Genomic DNA, 17,938 nt, shown 5'->3' on the forward strand with positions numbered 1-17,938 from the left:
ATGAGCACCGCAGGATCCGTCCCCACTCGACGTCTCGGGCCTGACGGCCCCGAGGTGCCCGTGTTCGCACTCGGCTCGTGGAACACCTGGGATCGGATGGGGTTCGACGACTCCGTCGCGCTCATCCGGCGTGCCGTCGAGCTCGGCGCGGCGTTCTTCGACGTCGCCCACTACGACATGGGGCCGCACGCCGAGAACGCCCGCACTGACCTCATCTTCGGCGAGGCGGTGCGGGCCGCCGGGCTCGCGCGCGAGGACTACCTGCTGTGCGGCAAGCTGTGGCTCTGGGAGTATCCGGCAACGGGCTTCGAACAGCAGCTCGTCACCTCGCTCGACCGCATCGGCATCGAGAAAGCCGACATGGTCGTCGTCGGCGACTACATGAGCCCGATCGACGCGAGAGCGATCGTGATCGACGTCGCCGCCCAGATCGCCGCCGGACGCTTCGACACCTGGGGCGTCAACAACTGGGCCATCGCCGATCTGCGCGTGGCCCTCGAGTTCGCCGAGGCGGAGGGGCTCACGGCTCCGAGTTTCGCTCAGCTGAAGTACGGGCTCGTGCGCCGCTCTATGGCCGAGGGCGAGCACTACGGCGAGTTGTTCGCCTCTGGTCGGATCGCGCTGCAGGCGTCCGACGTGTTCGAGGGCGGCATCCTCGCGGGCAAGCTCGCGCCGGTGCGCAAGATCGGTGCGGATGTCGGTGCAATCCGTGAGCGCATCGTCGCGGCCTATCCCGAGGTGCGGCGCATCGCCGAGGGCTTCGATGCGACCCCAACGCAACTCGGCATCGCGTTCTGCCTGGCCAATCCGGCTACGGCGAATGTGTTGTTCGGCGTCTCCAGCCGCGCCCAGCTCGAAGACAATCTCGGTGCCATCGACCTGCTCGACCGGGTCGGCGCCGGAGCGGTGCGTGCGGCCACGGCGGAGTTCTGGCTCGACCGCGCGGTCAACGCCGACGGCACGTGATGTCATTGCCGAGAGCGTCCCTTTCCGACGAGTGTTGCCGGTAGAGCGGGCACACTCGTCGGAAAAGGGCACGCTCGGCCTCGAACTCGCGAGCCGCTAGTCGAGGAAGGCAAGGGCGAGGGCGCGGAATTCGGCACTGTCGAGCGCGCCGCGATGATCGCCGGGGACGCTTGCGAACTCGGCGTCGTCGATCAGCGCGACGAGGTCCTCGACTCCGTCGGTCAGCTGGTCGTCTCGACCGGCCACGAACAGCGCCGGAACGACCGGCGCCGATTCCGTCGGTCGAAAGGGCTCGCTCGCGAGGCCGGCGATGCAATGCGCGAGCGACGCGGTGTCGCGACCGGGCGCCGAGATCATCTGTGCCATGAAGCCGGTGAGCGACGGGCCAGGTTCCGCATCGCCGGCTATCACCCGTTCGAGTTCCGGCAGATCGACGCCGAGGAAGGGCTCGAAAGGGCTGAGCCCACCCAGCACGAGGCGGCGCACGCGGCCGGATGACGCGGCGGGGAGATCCCAGGCGAGACGAGCCCCGAGCGAATAGCCGATCACGTCGACCTGCTCGGCTCCGCTGGCGTCGATGACGGCGTCGATCGCAGCGAGGATCCGGTGCGTCGCGGCATCCGCGGTGCTCGTGACGGCTTGGCTTTCGCCATGACCGGGGAGGTCGGGCACGATCGCGGTTCGCCCGGTGCCCGTGAGTGCAGTGGCCCAGCCTGTGTCGATCCAGTCCTCGGCACCGCTCGACACGAAGCCGTGCAGCAGGAGCACGGGTGGTCTGGAGTCGTTCGACGCAGCTCTGAGGATCCGTGTCGAGAGGGGTGCGGGAGGGGGAGTCATGGCGCTGGTCTCTCTTCGACGATGAATGGGCTCCGGGGAGCCGATCGGCCCGCCGGATAGTCTATGCTAGTAGAAAATAAAACGACGACACTCGCCTTCGGGGGAAATGCCAACGGGACACCCTGGCGTTTTTTGTCAACGATTGTAGAGTTTCGTCCACCGATCATCGATACGGTGCCGTGCGAGGATGCAGGGGCCGTCACCACGAGGAGAACACCATGACGGCCACGACGCCGACCACCGCCGCGATCACCACCCCCGAGCGCATCGTCGACATCGCCATCGGCTACATGGGCGCCAAGCAGCTCTTCGCCGCGAGCCGGATCGGGCTTTTCGCCGCCATCGCTGATGGGGCCCGCACGGTCGACGAGATCGCCGCCGCGACATCGGTCACTCCGCGCATGGCCAGGATCCTCTCCGATGCGATGGCCTCGCTGGGGCTGCTGAACCGTCGGGATGGGCGCTATGAGCTGACAGCGGATGCCGCGGCCTACCTCAGCGGCGCGAACGCCGAACTCGACCTCGGCCCGTTCCTCGCCTTCCTCAACGAGGTCAGCTATGGGCATTGGCTGCAGTTCGATGCGACCGTCGACACCACCGAGCCGGGCGAGCTCGGCATGGACGAGGGACGCTGGGCGACGTTCATGGCCGGCGTCATGACCTACAACGAACTGCACGCGTCGATGCTCGCCCGCCATTTCGACTTCTCGCCCTACCGCGACGCGCTCGACCTCGGAGGCCTGAGCCCGGCGTTCGCCATCGAAGGGATGAAGGCCAACCCCGAGTTGAGCACTCGCTTCGTCTTCGCGCCCGACTTCACGGCCTCCGTCGAGGAGGCTGTGGCGCAGGCCGGGCTAGGGGACCGCGCCATCGTCGAGGGCGCCGAGACCGAGACGGCGGCCCCCGGCGGTGAGCACGACCTCGTGCTCGTCAACCACGTGATCCACCGCTTCGACGATGCTCAGAACCGCGTCATCCTCGCGAACGCGCGCGCCGCGGCCCGCACGGGTGCCCGCCTCGTGCTGCTCGACTTCTTCCTCGACGACGATGCTCGGCAGCGATCGATCGATGCCCTGCACGCGGGCGAATATCTCGTCATCGACGGCACGGTCGTGTATCCCGAGTCGACGGTGCGGGAGTGGCTCGCGGGCACAGGCTGGAAGCCCGTCGACAAGGTCGCCCTGCCGGGCAGCCCACGCATCCTCATCGCCGAGGCCGTCTAGACGCGCTCCGGCCGGCGCGGGGAGACCCGTCGACGAAATGTCGATGGGCTTCCACTGTGACCGGCCCGGCGCCTTGGCCGGCCGTTTCGTTCGTCGGCACCAGACCGACGCGGGTCATTCGTCAGCGCGATCTCGATGTCGACCGGTCTTCGAACATGTGAGGGTCCGCGTATTCGAGAATCCGAGGAGCGGAGCCTGAAATGGAGAAGATTCAAGCAAGGAATGCGCGGAAGGCGCACCCGACGTCTGAACGCGAAGTTCCCCAGGAAATCACGCCAAGCGTGGCGGTCGAGCCGCGCTACGGTCGTGTGAGCCGTTCGAAGAAGCTCTGGAGGTGCCGCTTCTGCAGATCAATGGTGCTGAGCCGCGGTGCGATCAAGCTCATCAGGTTTCCGCCAACATTGAGCATCACGATCTCGTCGACGAGCTGGTCGTCGGGGGTCGTCGTCACGATGTCGCCATCCTCGCGTCCCTCGCGGATGAACCGGGCGAGCTCTGAACGCCAGGTCTCGAGGTGACTCGTATAGACCTCGAGCAGCGCCTCGTTCGAGACGGCGCGTTCCCAGAACGAGAGCAGCACTCGGGCCGCCGTGATGCTCTCCTCGTCGAGCGGTTGCGCCGCCCAGCAGAAGGCGCGCAGCCCCTCGAGACCGCGCTTGTCGTCGACCTCGGTCGTGATCTTGCTCGTCATCAGGGAGAGAGAGGTCTCGTACGTACCCTGGATGATCTCGTCCTTGCCTGGAAAATAGTGCTTGAGGGCACCGTTGGCGAAGCCTGCCTCGCTCGCGATCTCGCGCATCGTGGCCGCTTCGATGCCGCCCTTGATGATCAGCCCCCTGGTCACCTCGATGATGTCGCGACGGCGCTCGTCGTGGTCGATCACCTTCGGCATGCGTGTCCCCTTCAGTCAGACGTGGCTCCGGAACGCACGCCTCGGGCATGCGCGGATCGTCAACCAGTGTAGGACAAAGCAGCAGCGTCCGGTCCTCACCCGAGGGCGAGCGGGATGCCCTGAGCGGACACCGCGCGCGTCGTCACACCGTGGCGTCGAACACCTTCCGACCCGCGAACCAGGTCTCGACGATGCCCGTGGAGACGAGCTCGGACGCGTCGACGGCGAACGGGTCGCGGTCGAGCACCACGAAGTCGGCGGACTTGCCGGCCTGGAGCGAGCCGGTCACCTCGCCGAGTCCCATTGCCTCGGCCGCGTTGATCGTGAACACGGCGATCGCCTCGTCGAGGCTGATGGCCTGCTCCGCCCAGAGGGTCCCGGGAAACTGGCCATGCGGGTCGGCGCGGGTGACGAGGCCTTGGATGCCCTCCCAGGCATTCGGCGAGTCGCTCACCGGCCAGTCCGAGCCGCCGGCGACGAGGGCGCCGGAGTCGAGCAAGGAGCGGTTCGGCTGCATCCGCGACGCCCGATCGGCCGGGATGACCGTCGCGATCGCCGCGGGGATGACTCCTGGAACCCAGAGGAAGGGTGAGATGTCCGCGACGACGCCGAGCGTCGAGAACCGGGCGAGATCGTCCGGGTGCAGGAACTGACCGTGGGCGATCTGAAACCGGGTGCCGACGTGACCTTCGCCGCGCAGGGTCTCGACCGTGTCGAGCACCATCCGGGCGGAGGCGTCCCCGGTGCAGTGGATCTTGGCCGACAGGCCGCGCTCGGCCATGCGGCGCAACCGGTCGAGAAGCTCATCCTGCGGCATCGTCGTGTGTCCGCAGAACTGGTCGCCGTGCGCATCATCAGGCAGATAGGCGTCGAGGAAGGCCCCTGTGCGCGCCGGGGGCACGCCGTCGAGGAAGATCTTCACGAAATCGGGCCGGTGGTGCTCGCTGCGAAACTCCTCGCCGCGCACGATGAGCTCGTCGCCGACGGGATCGAAGCCGAAGATCTGGTCGTTGACGGTCATCGAGCTCACGACCCAGGCGTCCAACTCGCCGGCGTCATCGAGTGCTTTGAGCGACTGCAGTATCTCGAGCGATGCCGCGGCATCCTGGAACGCCGTCACGCCGTAGCTGCCAAGGATCTCGATGCCGCGCCGTGAAGCGAGCCGATGCTGCCCAGTCGTCAGCTTCTGGGTGCGGCTGAGGGCTTCCTCGACCGGGATGCCTGCGGCTTCGAGCAGGACACCGCTCGGCCGCCCGGTCACCGGGTCTGGGACGATCGCTCCGCCCGCGGAGGAGATGGCGTCTGCCGCGATGCCGGCCAGTTCGAGCGCGTGTGTGTTCACCCAGCGGTTGTGATGACTGTCATCACTCAGCATGACGGGGCGTCCGCCGGCCGCCTCGTCGAGATCGCGCCGCGCGGCCTCCGTCGATAGCTCGTCCATGAGTGTGCTGCCCCAGCTGCCACCCGTCACCCACGCGTCGACGGGAAGTGTCGCGGCACGCTCGCTCACGGCGGTGAGGATCTCGGCATAGCTCGCGTTCGCCGAGAATCTGAGTTCGAAGAGGTCTGCTTTGCCGGCCAGGGCATGGTGATTGTGAACGTCGACGAGACCCGGCATGAGGAAGGCGCCTCCGAGATCGCGCACGACCGTCGTCGCGCCCGCGAACGCCTCGACCTCCGCAGAGCCGCCGACGGCGACGATCCGGCCGGCCGAGACAGCGAGCGCCTCTGCCCAAGGCAGCGCATGATCGGCGGTGTATATGCGAGCGTTGGTGACGATGAGGTCGGCGGGCTGCGGCATGCTCTGTCCTTCGCGGAGTCGGGTGTGAAGGACGCAGAGTCAGGCGGCCGGATCGTAGGGTTCGGGATGCACGGTCGTGGAGATCAGCCGGCCGTGGGCGCCGAAGGTGAAGTGCACGGGGGTCGTGCCCGACTCGTCGAGACCGAAGAGCACTCCGTGAGAGCGAATGGCGCGGGCATTGCGGTGGTCTGCGATCGTCACCGAGGCGCAGGGGATGACCTTCTCTCGCCATGCGAACACGTAGATGCCGGGACGCATCTCCCACACCGAGTTCTCGTCGGTGTCTGCGAGACCTCGCTCTGGGCCGGCGAGACACTGCCAGGTGTACCACTGCGGTGACAGGTACACATGCTCGTAGGCGTGCTGTTCGCTGTACACCCAGAGAACACGACGGCCGATGAGGGCGTTCGTCGGAGCCGGCTCGGCACCGTTTGTCTCGATACCATGGATCACACCAGGTTCGAAGATCTGCCGCACCCGGGTTCGACCGGCGGTCTCCTCGCCGATGACCGTCACGACCGAGAGAGCCCGGCCGGAGCGGAAGTCGAGCATGAGCGAGACGGCGTCGTTGGAGCGCACCTCGGCATGGAACTGCACGTAGTAGAGCTGCTCGTCGACGCGGATCGCCTCGTAGGCATCGTCGCCGTCCTCGTCGCCGTGCGGATCACCGTCGGCGGCGTCGTAGCTCCAGCGCACGCGTTCGGCGGTGAAGCGGTGCTCGATGACCGAGCCGTTGGAGTTGGTGAGTGTGACGGTGCGGCCGGCCAGCTCATCCGTGGTGTCCGTCTTGTTGGCGTCGAAGCCTGGGGCGAGGCCGTCGAGTGGCAGCCAGGTCGAGGTGTCGGACAGGTTGACGGCGGTGTCGGTCACGGCTTCTCCTCGGATGTGTCGGTCTCGTGTTCGCAATGGCAGATGTCACCGCTGCCGCAACTCGGCGATCCTGCGTTCGGCGCGGCGCCGTCCGGCAGGTCGAGCGCGGGATTGCGGTCGAGGAATCCGTAGGGCTTGAGCAGGAACCCTGAATAGTCGACCGGCATGATCGGCCAGTCCTCCGGGCGCGGGATGTGGGTGGGACCGAAGACGTGCCAGAGCACGATGTCGGTTCCGTTCAGGTCTCGATCCGCTGCGATCCAGGAAGGCAGTCCGGCGCCGCCCGCGTGGGCGTTCGGGTAGTCGCCGGCTGGGAACCGTTCCGATGGATCGAACGCGGTGCCCCAGAGGTGCTTCGTCGCGAAGGTCGCACGGCCGAACACGGTCGATTCCGGCTGGGCAAGGAGGACCGGCCCGCCCTGCGGCAACAGGTGGTACGAGGTGGGCTTTCCGACGCGGTTGGTGCGGGAGGCGCTCTGCACCTCCCACACCCGGCCGGCCGTCGGGTTCGCCAGCCGCGCGGCATCCATCTCGCTCGAAAGCTGCGTCGACCGCCACGTGAACGCGTTGCCGTGCGGATTCTCCTCGCCGATCGGGATTCCGGCGACATCGATCTCGTGCAGCGAGTTGTCCTCACCGTCGATGGCGACGTCGAGACGGGCGCAGAACAGGTGCTGGTGCACCGGCGCGAAGAGACCGGGGGCGATCTCCGGCGCATGCGGGTTCTCGCTGCCGGGGTGCCCCGCACCCGCGAAGACGATGCCGGTGGCTTTCGCCTCGACCTGAATGGTGCCGTCGAGATAGAAGTACCAGAAGAAGCCGTAGTCGTAGTTGCCGATCGTGGAGAAGTACGAGACCACGAGCCGACGGGAGCGCCGCACCTCCGGCTTCCCGCTGAAGTCGGTGTGCTTCCAGAGGATGCCGTAGTCCTCCTCGTGCATGCACACGACCTGGGGGATCTTCACCGGGTTGCCGTGGTCGTCGGCCACGAACCCGTCGAAGTAATGGATGACGCCGAGGCAGTCGCAGCCGAGTGCGAGCGGGTTGGCGTTCTTGCCGAGCAGGTATTCGCCCGCGTCGAAGTAGCTGATCCAGAACCGGGTCGGCGAGGTGTCGCCATAGGGGACCACCATCTCGGGCACGCTCGCGCGGTGCAGCACCGAGCGGTCTTCGTCGCCGTCGCGGAAGGTGACGGTGTTGAGCACGAGCCCTTCGCGCGCATTGAAGCCGATGCGGAACTTCCAGTTCTCCCACTCGACGGCGCTTCCGTCGACCCGAAAGCTCGGGCCGTCCGGCTGGGTGATCTCGATCGGCTTGAGGCTCGTTCGGGCAGGACCCGTGGCGTCTGCTCCATAGTTGCCGTTCTCCGTCGGAACCGGAACGTTGCCGTCGTCCTCGATGCGGATGACCCGTCTCTCGGTGAGATCGATGTGCACGATGAGGCCCTCGACGGGGTGCGCCCACGGGCTGTCGTTCTCGTTCTCGCGCAGGAAGGTGAGCGAGCGGATGACGCGGCGTCCGACCTCATCGGCCCGCCCGAAGAAGCCGGGGGCCAGCGGCGCGCAGAAGGCGTTCTCGATGCGGCCCGCGAGCCCTCTCCTCGTCATCGCGGCGCGCCATTCCGACGACGCCTTGGCGATCTCGGCGGCGCTGTCGTACTCCTCGAACAGGTACTGCGGTTGACCATAAGGCGCTTCGCCCGTCACCAGCGGGGTGTAGGAGACGACGGCGCCGCTCGTGACCGAGACGACGGCCTCGGCCGATGCCCCCGTCGCAGTGTTCAGAAGCACGAAGAGGATGCGGCGCTCGATCGGGTCGCCGCCCCGAAAGGCCGCAACGACCGCTTTGTCCGGCTCGACGGGAAGGACTTGTGCGAAGCGCGTCGACGCGTCGACATAGCCGGCCTCGACGAGCGCGGCGCGGCCGGCCGCGAGTTCCTCCGCCGTGAGCGGGTCGAGCGGATGCGCGACCGAGCCTGGCTCGCCGGAGGCTACGTGGTGCGCGTGCGCGGAGGCGTCCTCGTGCGAATGGTGCGACATGTTCTTCCTTCGTTGCTGGCTTCCTCTCAGTATTCGACGGCACGCGTCGGCCACCTTGTCTGGCAGCGAGAGGCACTTGACTACGAGCGTAGATCAACGGTTGCAACGATCTCCGGGCAGGGCAGACTGGGAGAAGACCGGACCGTCGAACTGCGTTCGGTGACGAGCGTGAGGAGCCGACGATGGCGGAGCAGGCCGGCGGCATGCCGACGCGGGGATATGAGGGCTTCGCCGGGATCGTTCGTGAGCGTGCCTCCGAGTCGGTTCCGGCCTGGCCGACGCCGAAGCGAGCGGCACCCGGCTCGCCCAACGTCGTGGTCGTGCTCGTCGACGATATGGGGTTCAGCGATGTCTCGCCCTTCGGCTCCGAGATCGACACCCCGAACGTGCAAGCGCTCGCCGATGACGGCTATCGTTTCAGCAACTACCACACGACGCCGCTCTGCTCGCCGTCGCGAGCCGCCCTGCTCACCGGGCTCAACCCGCACCGGGCCGGCTTCGCGAGCGTCGCACACGTCGATCCGGGTTTTCCCGGCTTCCGTCTCGAGCTCGCCGACGATGTCGCCACGCTCGCGGAGTCGTTGCGGGCCGGCGGCTACGCCACCTTCGCGGTCGGCAAGTGGCACCTCACGAAGGAGTCGAAGCTGCACGACGGCGCGGACAAGTCCTCATGGCCCCTGCAGCGGGGCTTCGACCGCTACTACGGCTCGATGGACGGCTACACCACCCTGTTCCACCCGCACCGGCTGGTCTGCGACAACAGCCCGGTCGTCGACGACGATGTGCCCGACGACCGTTATCTCACCGACGAGCTCACCGAGCGAGCGCTCGGGATGATCGGCGCTCTGCGCGCGAACGACGCGGAGAAGCCGTTCTTCCTCTACTTCGCCCACCAGGCGGTGCACGGCCCCATTCAGGCGAAGGATGCCGACATCCAGAAGTACCGCGGTCGCTACGCGCAAGGCTGGGGGCTGCTGCGGGAGCAGCGTTTCGCCGCGCAGTTGCACGACGGGCTCTTCCCAGAGGGCACGGTGCTCGCCCCCTCGGATCCGCAGGACACGCTGGGGGTGCCGGAGTGGGACGAGCTCAGCGACGACGACCGACGACTCTTCGCGCGGCACATGGAGGTGTACGCGGCGGCCGTCGACGGGGTCGACCAGAGTCTCGGCGCGCTGATCTCCCGGCTCAAGGAGCTCGGCGAGTACGAGAACACGGTGTTCGTGTTCACCTCGGACAACGGAGCAACGGGAGAGGGCGGCGTCCGCGGCACGCGCAGCTACTTCAGCCAGTTCGTGCACCTCGCCGGTCTGCCCGACGACTGGACCGCCGATGTCGAACGCGAGCTCGAGCTCATGGGTGGGCCGCGAGTGCACGGGCACTACCCTCGCGGCTGGGCCCACGTCTCCAACACCCCGTTTCGCCGATACAAGATGCACGCCTACGCTGGCGGGATCCACGCGCCGCTCGTCGTGAGCTGGCCGGCCGGCCGGCCGCGGGCCTCCGACGACACGGGGCTGCGCGAGCAGTATGCCTATGTGACCGATATCGCGCCGACGGTGCTCGCCCTCGCCGGGGTCGCTCCGCTCGCCCGACGCTGCGGTGCAGTGACCCAGGAACCCGACGGGGTGAGTTTCGCCCCCACCCTGGAGGATGCGCGGGCCGATTCGTCGCACCACGAGCAGTATGTCGAGTGCGGCGGTCAGCGCGCCTACTTCTCCGACGGCTGGAAGGCCATCGCTCCGCGCGATTTCGGCGGCCCGATCGATGACGGATCCTGGGAGCTCTACGACACGCGTGTCGACCCCACCGAGACGCGGAACGTCGCCGCCGAGCATCCATCGCTCCTCGCCGGGCTCGCCGAGAGGTGGCGGAGGGCCGCCTGGATGAACACGGTGTTTCCGCTCGACGACATCGGCATGTTCGCCCGTCGTCCGTCCACCGAGCTGCCGCTCTCTGAGCCGGTGACGATCATGCCGGGAACGGCGACTCTCGAACGCTTCCGGTCGAGCAAGCTCACCCTGCTCCGGTCTTTCGCCGTCGACGCGCTCCTCACAGTTCATCCCGGCGATGAGGGAGTGCTCGTCGCACACGGCGACCAGGGCGGCGGGTACGTGCTGTTCGTCGAAGCCGGTCGGCTGGGCTTCTCGTACAACGCCTACGGTGTGATGCGCCGATGGACCGCAGAGCTGCCGGACGGCGACGGCGAGCGCTCGATCGGGCTGCGTTTCGACACGCTTGCCGGGATGCGCTGGACGGTCACCGCACACTGCGACGGAGAGCCGATCGGAGAGGAGCTCACCGTTCCGCAACTGCTCGGGATGGCGCCGTTCACGGGCATCAGCGTCGGGATCGACCGCGGAGGTCCCGTCGACTGGGAGTTGCACGAGCGCCGCCGCTCCTTCCCCTACTCGGGCGGGCTACGCCGGGTCATGTACACCCCGGGCGTGATCGCCACGGAGAATCCGGAGATCGTCATCGACATCGAGCGCGTGGTCGAACAGCTCTCCGAGTAGGGCGGTTTCTAGAATTGAGTCGCTCCTGCAGACGGGTGGAAGCCGTGCGCTCTGCGTCAAGCGCGGCATCCGGCTGCGGCGCTGACTCCACGTGCCCGCCAGGTCAAGCGCTGTGCGCGCAGAGAACAGCGCCCGCTCGATCCGCGCGGCACAATCGGACTATCAGCTTTCGGCGTCGAGCTCCCGTAGACCCGGTCGGAATCGAAGGAGATCCATGAGCAGCTCAACTCAGGCGGCATCGAGCTCGAAGCCGTCGCCGGTCGTCGTCTCCTCACGTCGGCGTCTCGGCGTCCTGGCAGTCGCGTTCCTCATCGTCGCGGCATCCGCGCCGCTCACCGTGGTCGCGGGCGGAGTGACCTCCACCTTCTCGGTCACGCACGTCGCGGGCGTTCCGGTCTCATTCCTGCTGCTCGCGGCCGTGCTGGCGATCTTCGCCGTCGGCTACGCCGCGATGAGTCGCTTCATCAGGAATGCCGGGGCTTTCTATTCCTATGTCGCGCAGGGCATCGGCCGGCCGGCCGGGGTCGGCGCATCGGTCGTCGCGCTCGTCGCGTACAACATGATGCAGATCGGCATCTACGGCATGTTCGGCTTTCAGGTGTCCATGCTCATCGTCGAGAAGACCGGTGCAGACATCGCCTGGTGGGCTCCCGTGCTCGTGTGCATCGCGATCGTCGGCTGGATGGGGGTGAACCGTGTCGACCTCTCGGCCAAGGTGCTCGGTGTGCTCGTGGCGCTCGAGTTCGTGGTGGTCATCGCCTTCGACATCGTCGCATTCGCCGTTCCGGCCTCGGGCCTCTCGACTGCGCCGCTCGACCTGTCCGGTCTGTTCGTCCCCGGAGTCGGCGCGGTCTTCGCCTTCGGCGTCGCCGCCTTCATGGGCTTCGAGTCCGCCGCCATCTACGGGGAGGAGTCCAAGGACCCTCAGCGCACCATCCCCCGGGCCACTTTCCTCGCCGTCGCCGTGATCGGCGTCTTCTACGCGGTGTCGTCGTGGGCGCTTGCGCTCGCGATCGGAGTCGGCAAGGTCGTCGACCCCGCAGGCATCGCTCCGGAAGAGGCCGGCCCGCCGCTGTTCTTCGGTTTCGTCGCAGCCAACATGGGCACGATCTGGGTCGATCTCATGTCGCTGCTGTTCATCACGAGCATTTTCGCCGCTCTCGTGAGCTTTCACAACGCGGTCGCCCGTTACGTCTTCTCGCTCGCCCGAGAGGGTGTGTTACCCGACAGGCTCGCCGCCGTGCGGCATCGCACCGGGGCTCCGTGGGCTGGCTCGATCACCCAGAGCATCTTCGCGGCCGCCGTTGTCATCGCCTTCGCGATCGGCGAGGCCGGCTGGAACCCGGATTCCGGTCCTTATCCCGTGCTCACACTGTTCACCTGGCTCACCAACTCGGGTGCGCTCGGTCTCGTGCTGCTCATGGCGATCGTTTCGGTTGCCGTGATCGGCTACTTCCGCCGCGACGACCGAGGAGTCGGAATCGGCAGCCGCCTCCTCGCGCCGATCGTCGCGGCCGTCGCGCTCGCGGCGGTCTTCGTCACGATCCTCGCCAACTTCGACGTGCTGCTCGGACAGGCCGAGTCGACCATGACGACCTTCCTCCTTCCGGCACTCGTGATCGTTCCGGGAGTCATCGGCGTGCTGTGGGCGTATCGGCTGCGTTCCACGAAGCCGAACGTCTATCGGCAGATTGGGCACGGGGCGGATACGGGCGAGAATCTGCTCGGCGTCGACGACGCCGAGGCGACGGTTCGGAACGACTAGACGATGGAGCTGACCCTCGACGGCAAGGTCATCCTCATCACGGGGGCGGCGTCCGGCATCGGTCGGGCCTGTGCCATGGCCTTCGCCGCCGAGGGGGCCCGTCTCGGTCTGATCGACCGAGAATCCGCGGCGCTCGCGACTCTCGTCGTCGAACTGGGAGCGGACACCGGCACCACGGAAGTGCATGCGGTCACGGCAGACGTCACTGATGAGCCCGGGTTCGCGGCGGCCATCGATGCGATTGCGGAGTATTTCGGCCAGGGTGAAAAGGGCGGAGCCGGCCGGATCGACGGCGTCGTCGGATGTGCGGGCGTCTCCGGGCCGTTCGGCCAGGACGTTGCGGACATCGCCCTCGCCGAGTGGAACGCCGTGTTCGCCGTCAATGCGGGCGGTCAGTTTCTGCTCGTCAAAGCCGCCGTCCCGCACTTGCGCCGATCGAGCGCGCCGACCGTCGTCTTCATAGCGAGCGATTCCGGGTTCGTGGCCGCGCCGGGCATGGTGCCGTATTGTTCGTCGAAGGGGGCGGTCGTACAGCTCACGAAAGCGCTTTCCGTCGATCTCGCGGGCTACGGCATCCGGGTCAACTGCGTGTGTCCGTCGATCGTGGACACCCCGATGTCGCGTGTCGATCTCGGACGGGAGACGACCGGGTTCGCGGGCGTCGACTACCCGGTGCAGACGCCGGATGACGTCGCAAACCACGTCTTATACCTGAGCTCGCAGCGATCGCGCCCGATCAACGGCGTGGCGCTGCTCTCCGACTTCGGCTATGCGGCCAGGTCATCGTTCCCCGCCTGAGCGCGGCAGAGAAGAAAGCGGTCATCATGAATTTCGCGGGAGCATCGGTCGCTGGCAAGGTCGTCGTCGTCACCGGGGGAGGCACCGGCATCGGCGCTGCCATCGCCGAGCGCTATGCGGCCGAGGGAGCACGGGTCGCCGTGCTCGGACGACGCCGGGAGCCGCTCGACGAGGTCGCGGCACGCACGGGAGCACTCGCGGTGGTGGCGGATGCGAGCGACTCGGCGCAGGCCAGGGCCGCGGTCTCCAAGATCCTCACGACGCTCGGTCGCATCGACGTACTCGTCGCGAACGCAGGCGGTCACGGCCTGGCCACGGTCGGCGACACCGACGACGACGCCTGGGCGCTCAGCCTGAACAGCAATGTCACGAGTGCCTTCGTGATCGCGCGGGAGACGTTGCCCTCCCTCGTCGAAGCACACGGTCAGATCGTGATCGTGTCGTCGCTCGCCGGGCTCTTCGCCGGACCGGGCGTCGCCGGCTACACGGTGGGCAAACACGCCCTCATCGGCCTCACCCGCACTCTCGCGCGCGACTACGGCAAGCACGGGGTGCGAGTCAACGCGATCTGCCCCGGCTGGGTGCAGACTCCGATGGCCGACGCCGAGATGGACGAGTTCGCGCGCCATTCCGGATTCGAAGGTCGCGAGCACGGATACGGCCTGGTCACCGCCGATGTCCCGCTCGGCCGCGCCGCCCGCCCGGAGGAGATCGCGGCGATCGCCCGGTTCCTCGGCTCCGGGGAGTCCTCATACGTCACCGGCGCCGTCATCGTCGCAGACGGAGGCGCCCACATCGTAGACGTCCCCACCCTGGCTCTCTCCCGCGAGACTGCGTGAATCGTCGGATAGAGCCCCCTATCTGACGATTCACGCAGTCTCGCGGGGTGGTGGCGGGGTGCCGAGGTAGGCGTGGCGCAGGATCTCGGGAGAGTTCTGCAACTCCGCCGCCGGCCCCTGGTAGGTCACCCGTCCACTGGCCACGACGAGCGCATCGCGCGCGATGCTCAGCGCGAGGTGGGTGAACTGCTCGACGAGCAGAACCCCGACTCCGTTCTCACGCAGCCTGTCGACGATGGGGAGCAGTCTCATGAACACGACCGGCGCCAGGCCCAGCGACATCTCGTCGATGAGCAGGAATCGCGGCTTCGAGGCGAAGGCGCGGGCGAGCACGACCATCTGCTGCTCTCCGCCGGATAGCAGCCCCGTCGCCGAAGCGATCCGCTTCTCCAACTCGGGGAACAGCGCGATCGCTTCGTCGACTTCGCGCTGGCTGCGTGCGGTGAGGCGCAGGTTCTCGAGGACGGTGAGGGAGGGGAACACCGCGCGGCCTTGTTCGATGTGCACGATGCCGGCGCGGGCGCGTCTCACGCGGGAGAGCTTGCCGATCGGCTTCCCATCGAGGTTGATGCTGCCTGCGCTCGTGCCGATGACACCAGAGATCGATTCGAGCAGGCTCGTCTTGCCGGCGCCATTGGGGCCGACGAGCGCGGTGACGCTGCCGGATTCGACAGTCAGGGTGACATCGCTGATGACGGGGCCCGCGCCGCGGCTGACACTGACCGATTCCAGGGTGAGCGCGCTCACAGCATCTCCGTTTCGCCCATGTAGGCCTTGATGACGGCGGGGTCGGCGAGAATGTCCGCCTGCGGCCCGCTTGCGAGTACTCTGCCGAAGTCCAGCACGGTGAGGGTGGAGCACACAGAACGCACCAGGTCGAGGTCGTGTTCGATGAGCACAACCGAGATGCCGAAGCGCGCCGGCACCTGCATGAGTCGTCGGCCGAGATCGACGTGCTCCTCGTGTGAGAGGCCGGCTGCCGGCTCGTCGAGCAGCAGCAGGCGCGGACGGGCGAGCACATTGGCAGCGACTTCGATGAGCCGGCGTGTGCCGACGTCGACGCTCGCCAGGCGGGTGCGCGCAGGCGGACATCCGAAGAAGTCGAGCGTCTCGGAGATTCTGGTCGCGGTCAACCTCCGTCTGGCGACGAAGCGCACATAGGCCTCGACCGTCAGACTCGGCGGAACGCGGTCTTGCTGGAAGGTGCGGCGCAGCCCGAGGCGCGCCCGTTTCGTCGGCGACAGCGCGTCCAGGGTCTTCCCGCCCAGCGACACGCTCCCCTCGTGCTGGGGGAGGAAGCCGGAGATCGCGTCGACGAGGGTCGATTTGCCCGCTCCGTTGGGCCCGATGAGGCCCATGATCGTGTTCTCCGGCACGGTGAGACTCACTGAGCTGAGAGCCTTCACCCGTCCGAAGGTCACCCAGAGATCCTTGACGACGAGCAATGGAGCCCCCGATGAGATCGTGCTCCGCGTGAGATCCTGGCCATAGTACCCGGCTTCGGCCGCGATCGTGCTCGCGTGTTCCTCCCGTTCACGGGCCGCGCGTTCGTCGGCTCGTTTCCACCACAGTTTGCGGATTCCCTGGCCGAGGTTGGTTCCACTCGTCAACGCCTGCACGCCGAGGGCGCCGAAGACGACGAACCCCCAGTCTTGTGGGACCCCCCACCGCTTCAGCAGTTCGGGAACGACGACCCAGAGCAGGCCGCCGAAGATGGCCATATCGATGAGGTAGGCACCGGACATGATCGCGAGCACATAGAGCGCGAGCGACTGGATCGGAGAGAAACTGCTCGCGAAGGCGATGCCGACCTGACCGGCGACGAGACCGCCGCTCACACCGCCGAGCGTCGCGCTGACCGCGAACGCGGTGAGCTTGGCCCCGGGAACACTCGTTCCGACCGACGCGGTCCCTCGTTCCGAGAACGCGACCGACCTCCAGCTGCTACCCCAGCGTCCTCGCTGCAGGAAGAACACGACGAGGCCGCAGGCGGCGAGGGCGAGGATGCCGAGGAAGAAGAAGGACCGGTCGTCGCTGAACGCGTCGGGCCGAGTCACGAAGATGCCGGTCGCGGCGCCGGGAAACTGGATCTGCACGAGCGTCACATCGGCCGCTGCGGCGAAGCCCAGGGTGACCACGGCGAGGTTCACGCCACGCAAGCGGAGAGCCGGAAGACCGACCAGAACCCCTGCGACACCCGCTCCGAGTCCGCCGAGCACGAGCCATACGACGAAACCGCCGGGGGCGTCGATCAGGCTGAGCCCGGAGACCACCCAGGCGCCGATCGCGGCGAAGGTGAGTTGGCACAGTGCGATCATGCCGGCGCTGCCCGTGACGATGCCGAGGCCGAGGATCGCGATGGCCGCGACGATCGCGCTCGTGCCGAGGTAGACGAAGTAACCGGGCAGGCCGACGCTGAGCGCGTAGCCGACGAGCACGCCGCCGATGGCGACGAGAAACGGAACCAGCAGACGCACGACCGTGCTGTTCTTAGCGAGCCGCATCCCACACCTCCTTGCGCTGAAGCCAGAGCAGAAGCCCGACGATGAAGAGGAACGGGAGGAAGTAGCGGATGAAGGAGAGCTGGTCGATTTGGGCGACGGTTCCCTGCAGGATGCCGAGCACGAGCCCGCCGACGACGGCGAGGTCGAGCCGGCGGAAGCCGCCGAGCAGGGCGGCGGCAGCGGCCGGCACGATGAGCATCGAGAGCGCGATCGCGTCGTTGGACTGGGACGGGGCGACGATCGTTATCACGAGCGTGCTGACGACCCCGGTGAGCGCCCATACCGCGACGCTGAGCGACTTGGCGGGGATGCCGATGAGCTCCGCGGTCGTCGGCCGCTCGGAGAGGGCACGGAGCTTGGTGCCGACCGAGGTCTTGACGAGCACGATGCGGCAGGCGACCGCGACCGCGATGGCGAGCGCGACCGTGACGAGGGTGACCTGGCTGATGACGACACCGCCGAGGGTGAACGCAGGGCCGGCGAGGATCGGCTGGAACGGCTGCGGCTTGTTGCCGAAGAGGATGAACGAGAGCGAGATGAGCAACAGGAACGGTCCGACGGTGACCGCGGAGCGGGTGCTCGTATCGGCCTCGGAGAGCCAGATGGCGACGATCCAGCCGATCAAAGCACTGAGTCCGCCGCCGACGAGGATGCCGACGATCGCAGCGAGCCAGACGGGCGCGCCGAGATCGCTGACGAACCATACGGCGACGTAGCTTCCGAACATCCCGGTCGCCGCCTGGGCGAAGTTGACCACCCTGACCAGACGGGACATGAGCGTGAGACAGACGGCGAGCACGGCGTAGAGCCCACCCGCCGCCAGTCCGGCTAGCGCGCCCTGCAACATGATGCCGCTCCATTCATCGTCACTGTCATGCCCTTTCCTGGCTG

General features: G+C 67.4%; 14 protein-coding genes. 6 read left to right on the forward strand and 8 right to left on the reverse strand.

The window, feature by feature from the left end; genetic code table 11:
* Window positions 1-966 carry an aldo/keto reductase gene (locus ACFQB0_RS01085; protein WP_386726478.1) on the forward strand — a complete coding sequence of 322 codons (966 nt, stop codon included), beginning with the start codon at window positions 1-3 and terminating at the stop codon, window positions 964-966.
* A gap of 96 nt (window positions 967-1,062) precedes the next feature.
* Here the strand turns inward: ACFQB0_RS01085 and ACFQB0_RS01090 are convergent, their stop codons facing one another.
* Window positions 1,063-1,734, reverse strand: a complete 672-nt coding sequence (locus ACFQB0_RS01090; RefSeq protein WP_386726481.1) for an alpha/beta fold hydrolase — start codon at window positions 1,732-1,734, stop codon at window positions 1,063-1,065.
* A 287-nt stretch (window positions 1,735-2,021) separates the two neighbouring features.
* On the opposite strand from ACFQB0_RS01090, the gene ACFQB0_RS01095 reads away from it, so the two are divergent.
* Window positions 2,022-3,026 (forward strand): methyltransferase, encoded by a 1,005-nt coding sequence (locus ACFQB0_RS01095; RefSeq protein WP_386726483.1) that lies wholly within the window; start codon window positions 2,022-2,024, stop codon window positions 3,024-3,026.
* Between the two features lie 298 nt (window positions 3,027-3,324).
* Here the strand turns inward: ACFQB0_RS01095 and ACFQB0_RS01100 are convergent, their stop codons facing one another.
* From ACFQB0_RS01100 to ACFQB0_RS01115, 4 genes are all read right to left on the reverse strand, one after another.
* Window positions 3,325-3,918 carry a TetR/AcrR family transcriptional regulator gene (locus tag ACFQB0_RS01100; RefSeq protein WP_386726486.1) on the reverse strand — a complete coding sequence of 198 codons (594 nt, stop codon included), beginning with the start codon at window positions 3,916-3,918 and terminating at the stop codon, window positions 3,325-3,327.
* Window positions 3,919-4,060: 142 nt separating this feature from the next.
* Window positions 4,061-5,719, reverse strand: a complete 1,659-nt coding sequence (locus ACFQB0_RS01105) for an amidohydrolase (RefSeq protein WP_386726488.1) — start codon at window positions 5,717-5,719, stop codon at window positions 4,061-4,063.
* A gap of 39 nt (window positions 5,720-5,758) precedes the next feature.
* Window positions 5,759-6,589 (reverse strand): molybdenum cofactor biosynthesis F family protein, encoded by an 831-nt coding sequence (locus ACFQB0_RS01110; protein WP_386726491.1) that lies wholly within the window; start codon window positions 6,587-6,589, stop codon window positions 5,759-5,761.
* Window positions 6,586-8,628: a primary-amine oxidase gene (locus tag ACFQB0_RS01115; RefSeq protein WP_386726494.1), complete on the reverse strand. Its 2,043-nt coding sequence runs from the start codon at window positions 8,626-8,628 to the stop codon at window positions 6,586-6,588. The genes ACFQB0_RS01110 and ACFQB0_RS01115 overlap by 4 nt, the downstream gene beginning before the upstream one ends.
* A gap of 182 nt (window positions 8,629-8,810) precedes the next feature.
* Between ACFQB0_RS01115 and ACFQB0_RS01120 the strand changes: the two genes are divergently transcribed.
* The 4 genes from ACFQB0_RS01120 to ACFQB0_RS01135 all read left to right on the forward strand — a co-directional run bounded on the left by ACFQB0_RS01120 (window position 8,811) and on the right by ACFQB0_RS01135 (window position 14,543).
* A complete protein-coding gene (locus tag ACFQB0_RS01120; RefSeq protein WP_386726497.1) occupies window positions 8,811-11,141 on the forward strand; it encodes an arylsulfatase in 2,331 nt (776 codons plus the stop codon).
* A 214-nt stretch (window positions 11,142-11,355) separates the two neighbouring features.
* A complete protein-coding gene (locus tag ACFQB0_RS01125; protein WP_386726500.1) occupies window positions 11,356-12,906 on the forward strand; it encodes an APC family permease in 1,551 nt (516 codons plus the stop codon).
* Window positions 12,907-12,909: 3 nt separating this feature from the next.
* A complete protein-coding gene (locus ACFQB0_RS01130; protein WP_386726502.1) occupies window positions 12,910-13,704 on the forward strand; it encodes an SDR family NAD(P)-dependent oxidoreductase in 795 nt (264 codons plus the stop codon).
* 26 nt (window positions 13,705-13,730) lie between these two features.
* The gene (locus tag ACFQB0_RS01135; RefSeq protein WP_386726505.1) at window positions 13,731-14,543 is read left to right on the forward strand and encodes an SDR family NAD(P)-dependent oxidoreductase; all 813 of its coding nucleotides are present in this window, start codon (window positions 13,731-13,733) and stop codon (window positions 14,541-14,543) included.
* A gap of 30 nt (window positions 14,544-14,573) precedes the next feature.
* On the opposite strand, the gene ACFQB0_RS01140 is transcribed toward ACFQB0_RS01135, so the two are convergent.
* The 3 genes from ACFQB0_RS01140 to ACFQB0_RS01150 are packed head-to-tail and all read right to left on the reverse strand — an operon-like array spanning window position 14,574 to window position 17,894.
* Window positions 14,574-15,290 (reverse strand): ABC transporter ATP-binding protein, encoded by a 717-nt coding sequence (locus tag ACFQB0_RS01140; protein ID WP_386726508.1) that lies wholly within the window; start codon window positions 15,288-15,290, stop codon window positions 14,574-14,576.
* Window positions 15,287-17,047, reverse strand: coding sequence for a branched-chain amino acid ABC transporter ATP-binding protein/permease (locus ACFQB0_RS01145; RefSeq protein ID WP_386726511.1), 1,761 nt, complete (start codon window positions 17,045-17,047; stop codon window positions 15,287-15,289). Before ACFQB0_RS01145 ends, ACFQB0_RS01140 begins: the two co-directional genes overlap by 4 nt.
* On the reverse strand, window positions 17,034-17,894 hold the full coding sequence (locus ACFQB0_RS01150; RefSeq protein ID WP_386726514.1) for a branched-chain amino acid ABC transporter permease: 861 nt from the start codon (window positions 17,892-17,894) through the stop codon (window positions 17,034-17,036). Before ACFQB0_RS01150 ends, ACFQB0_RS01145 begins: the two co-directional genes overlap by 14 nt.
* Window positions 17,895-17,938 lie beyond the last annotated feature (44 nt).

The sequence above is a fragment of the Luethyella okanaganae genome (assembly GCF_042660285.1).
Classification (GTDB): domain Bacteria; phylum Actinomycetota; class Actinomycetes; order Actinomycetales; family Microbacteriaceae; genus Luethyella; species Luethyella okanaganae.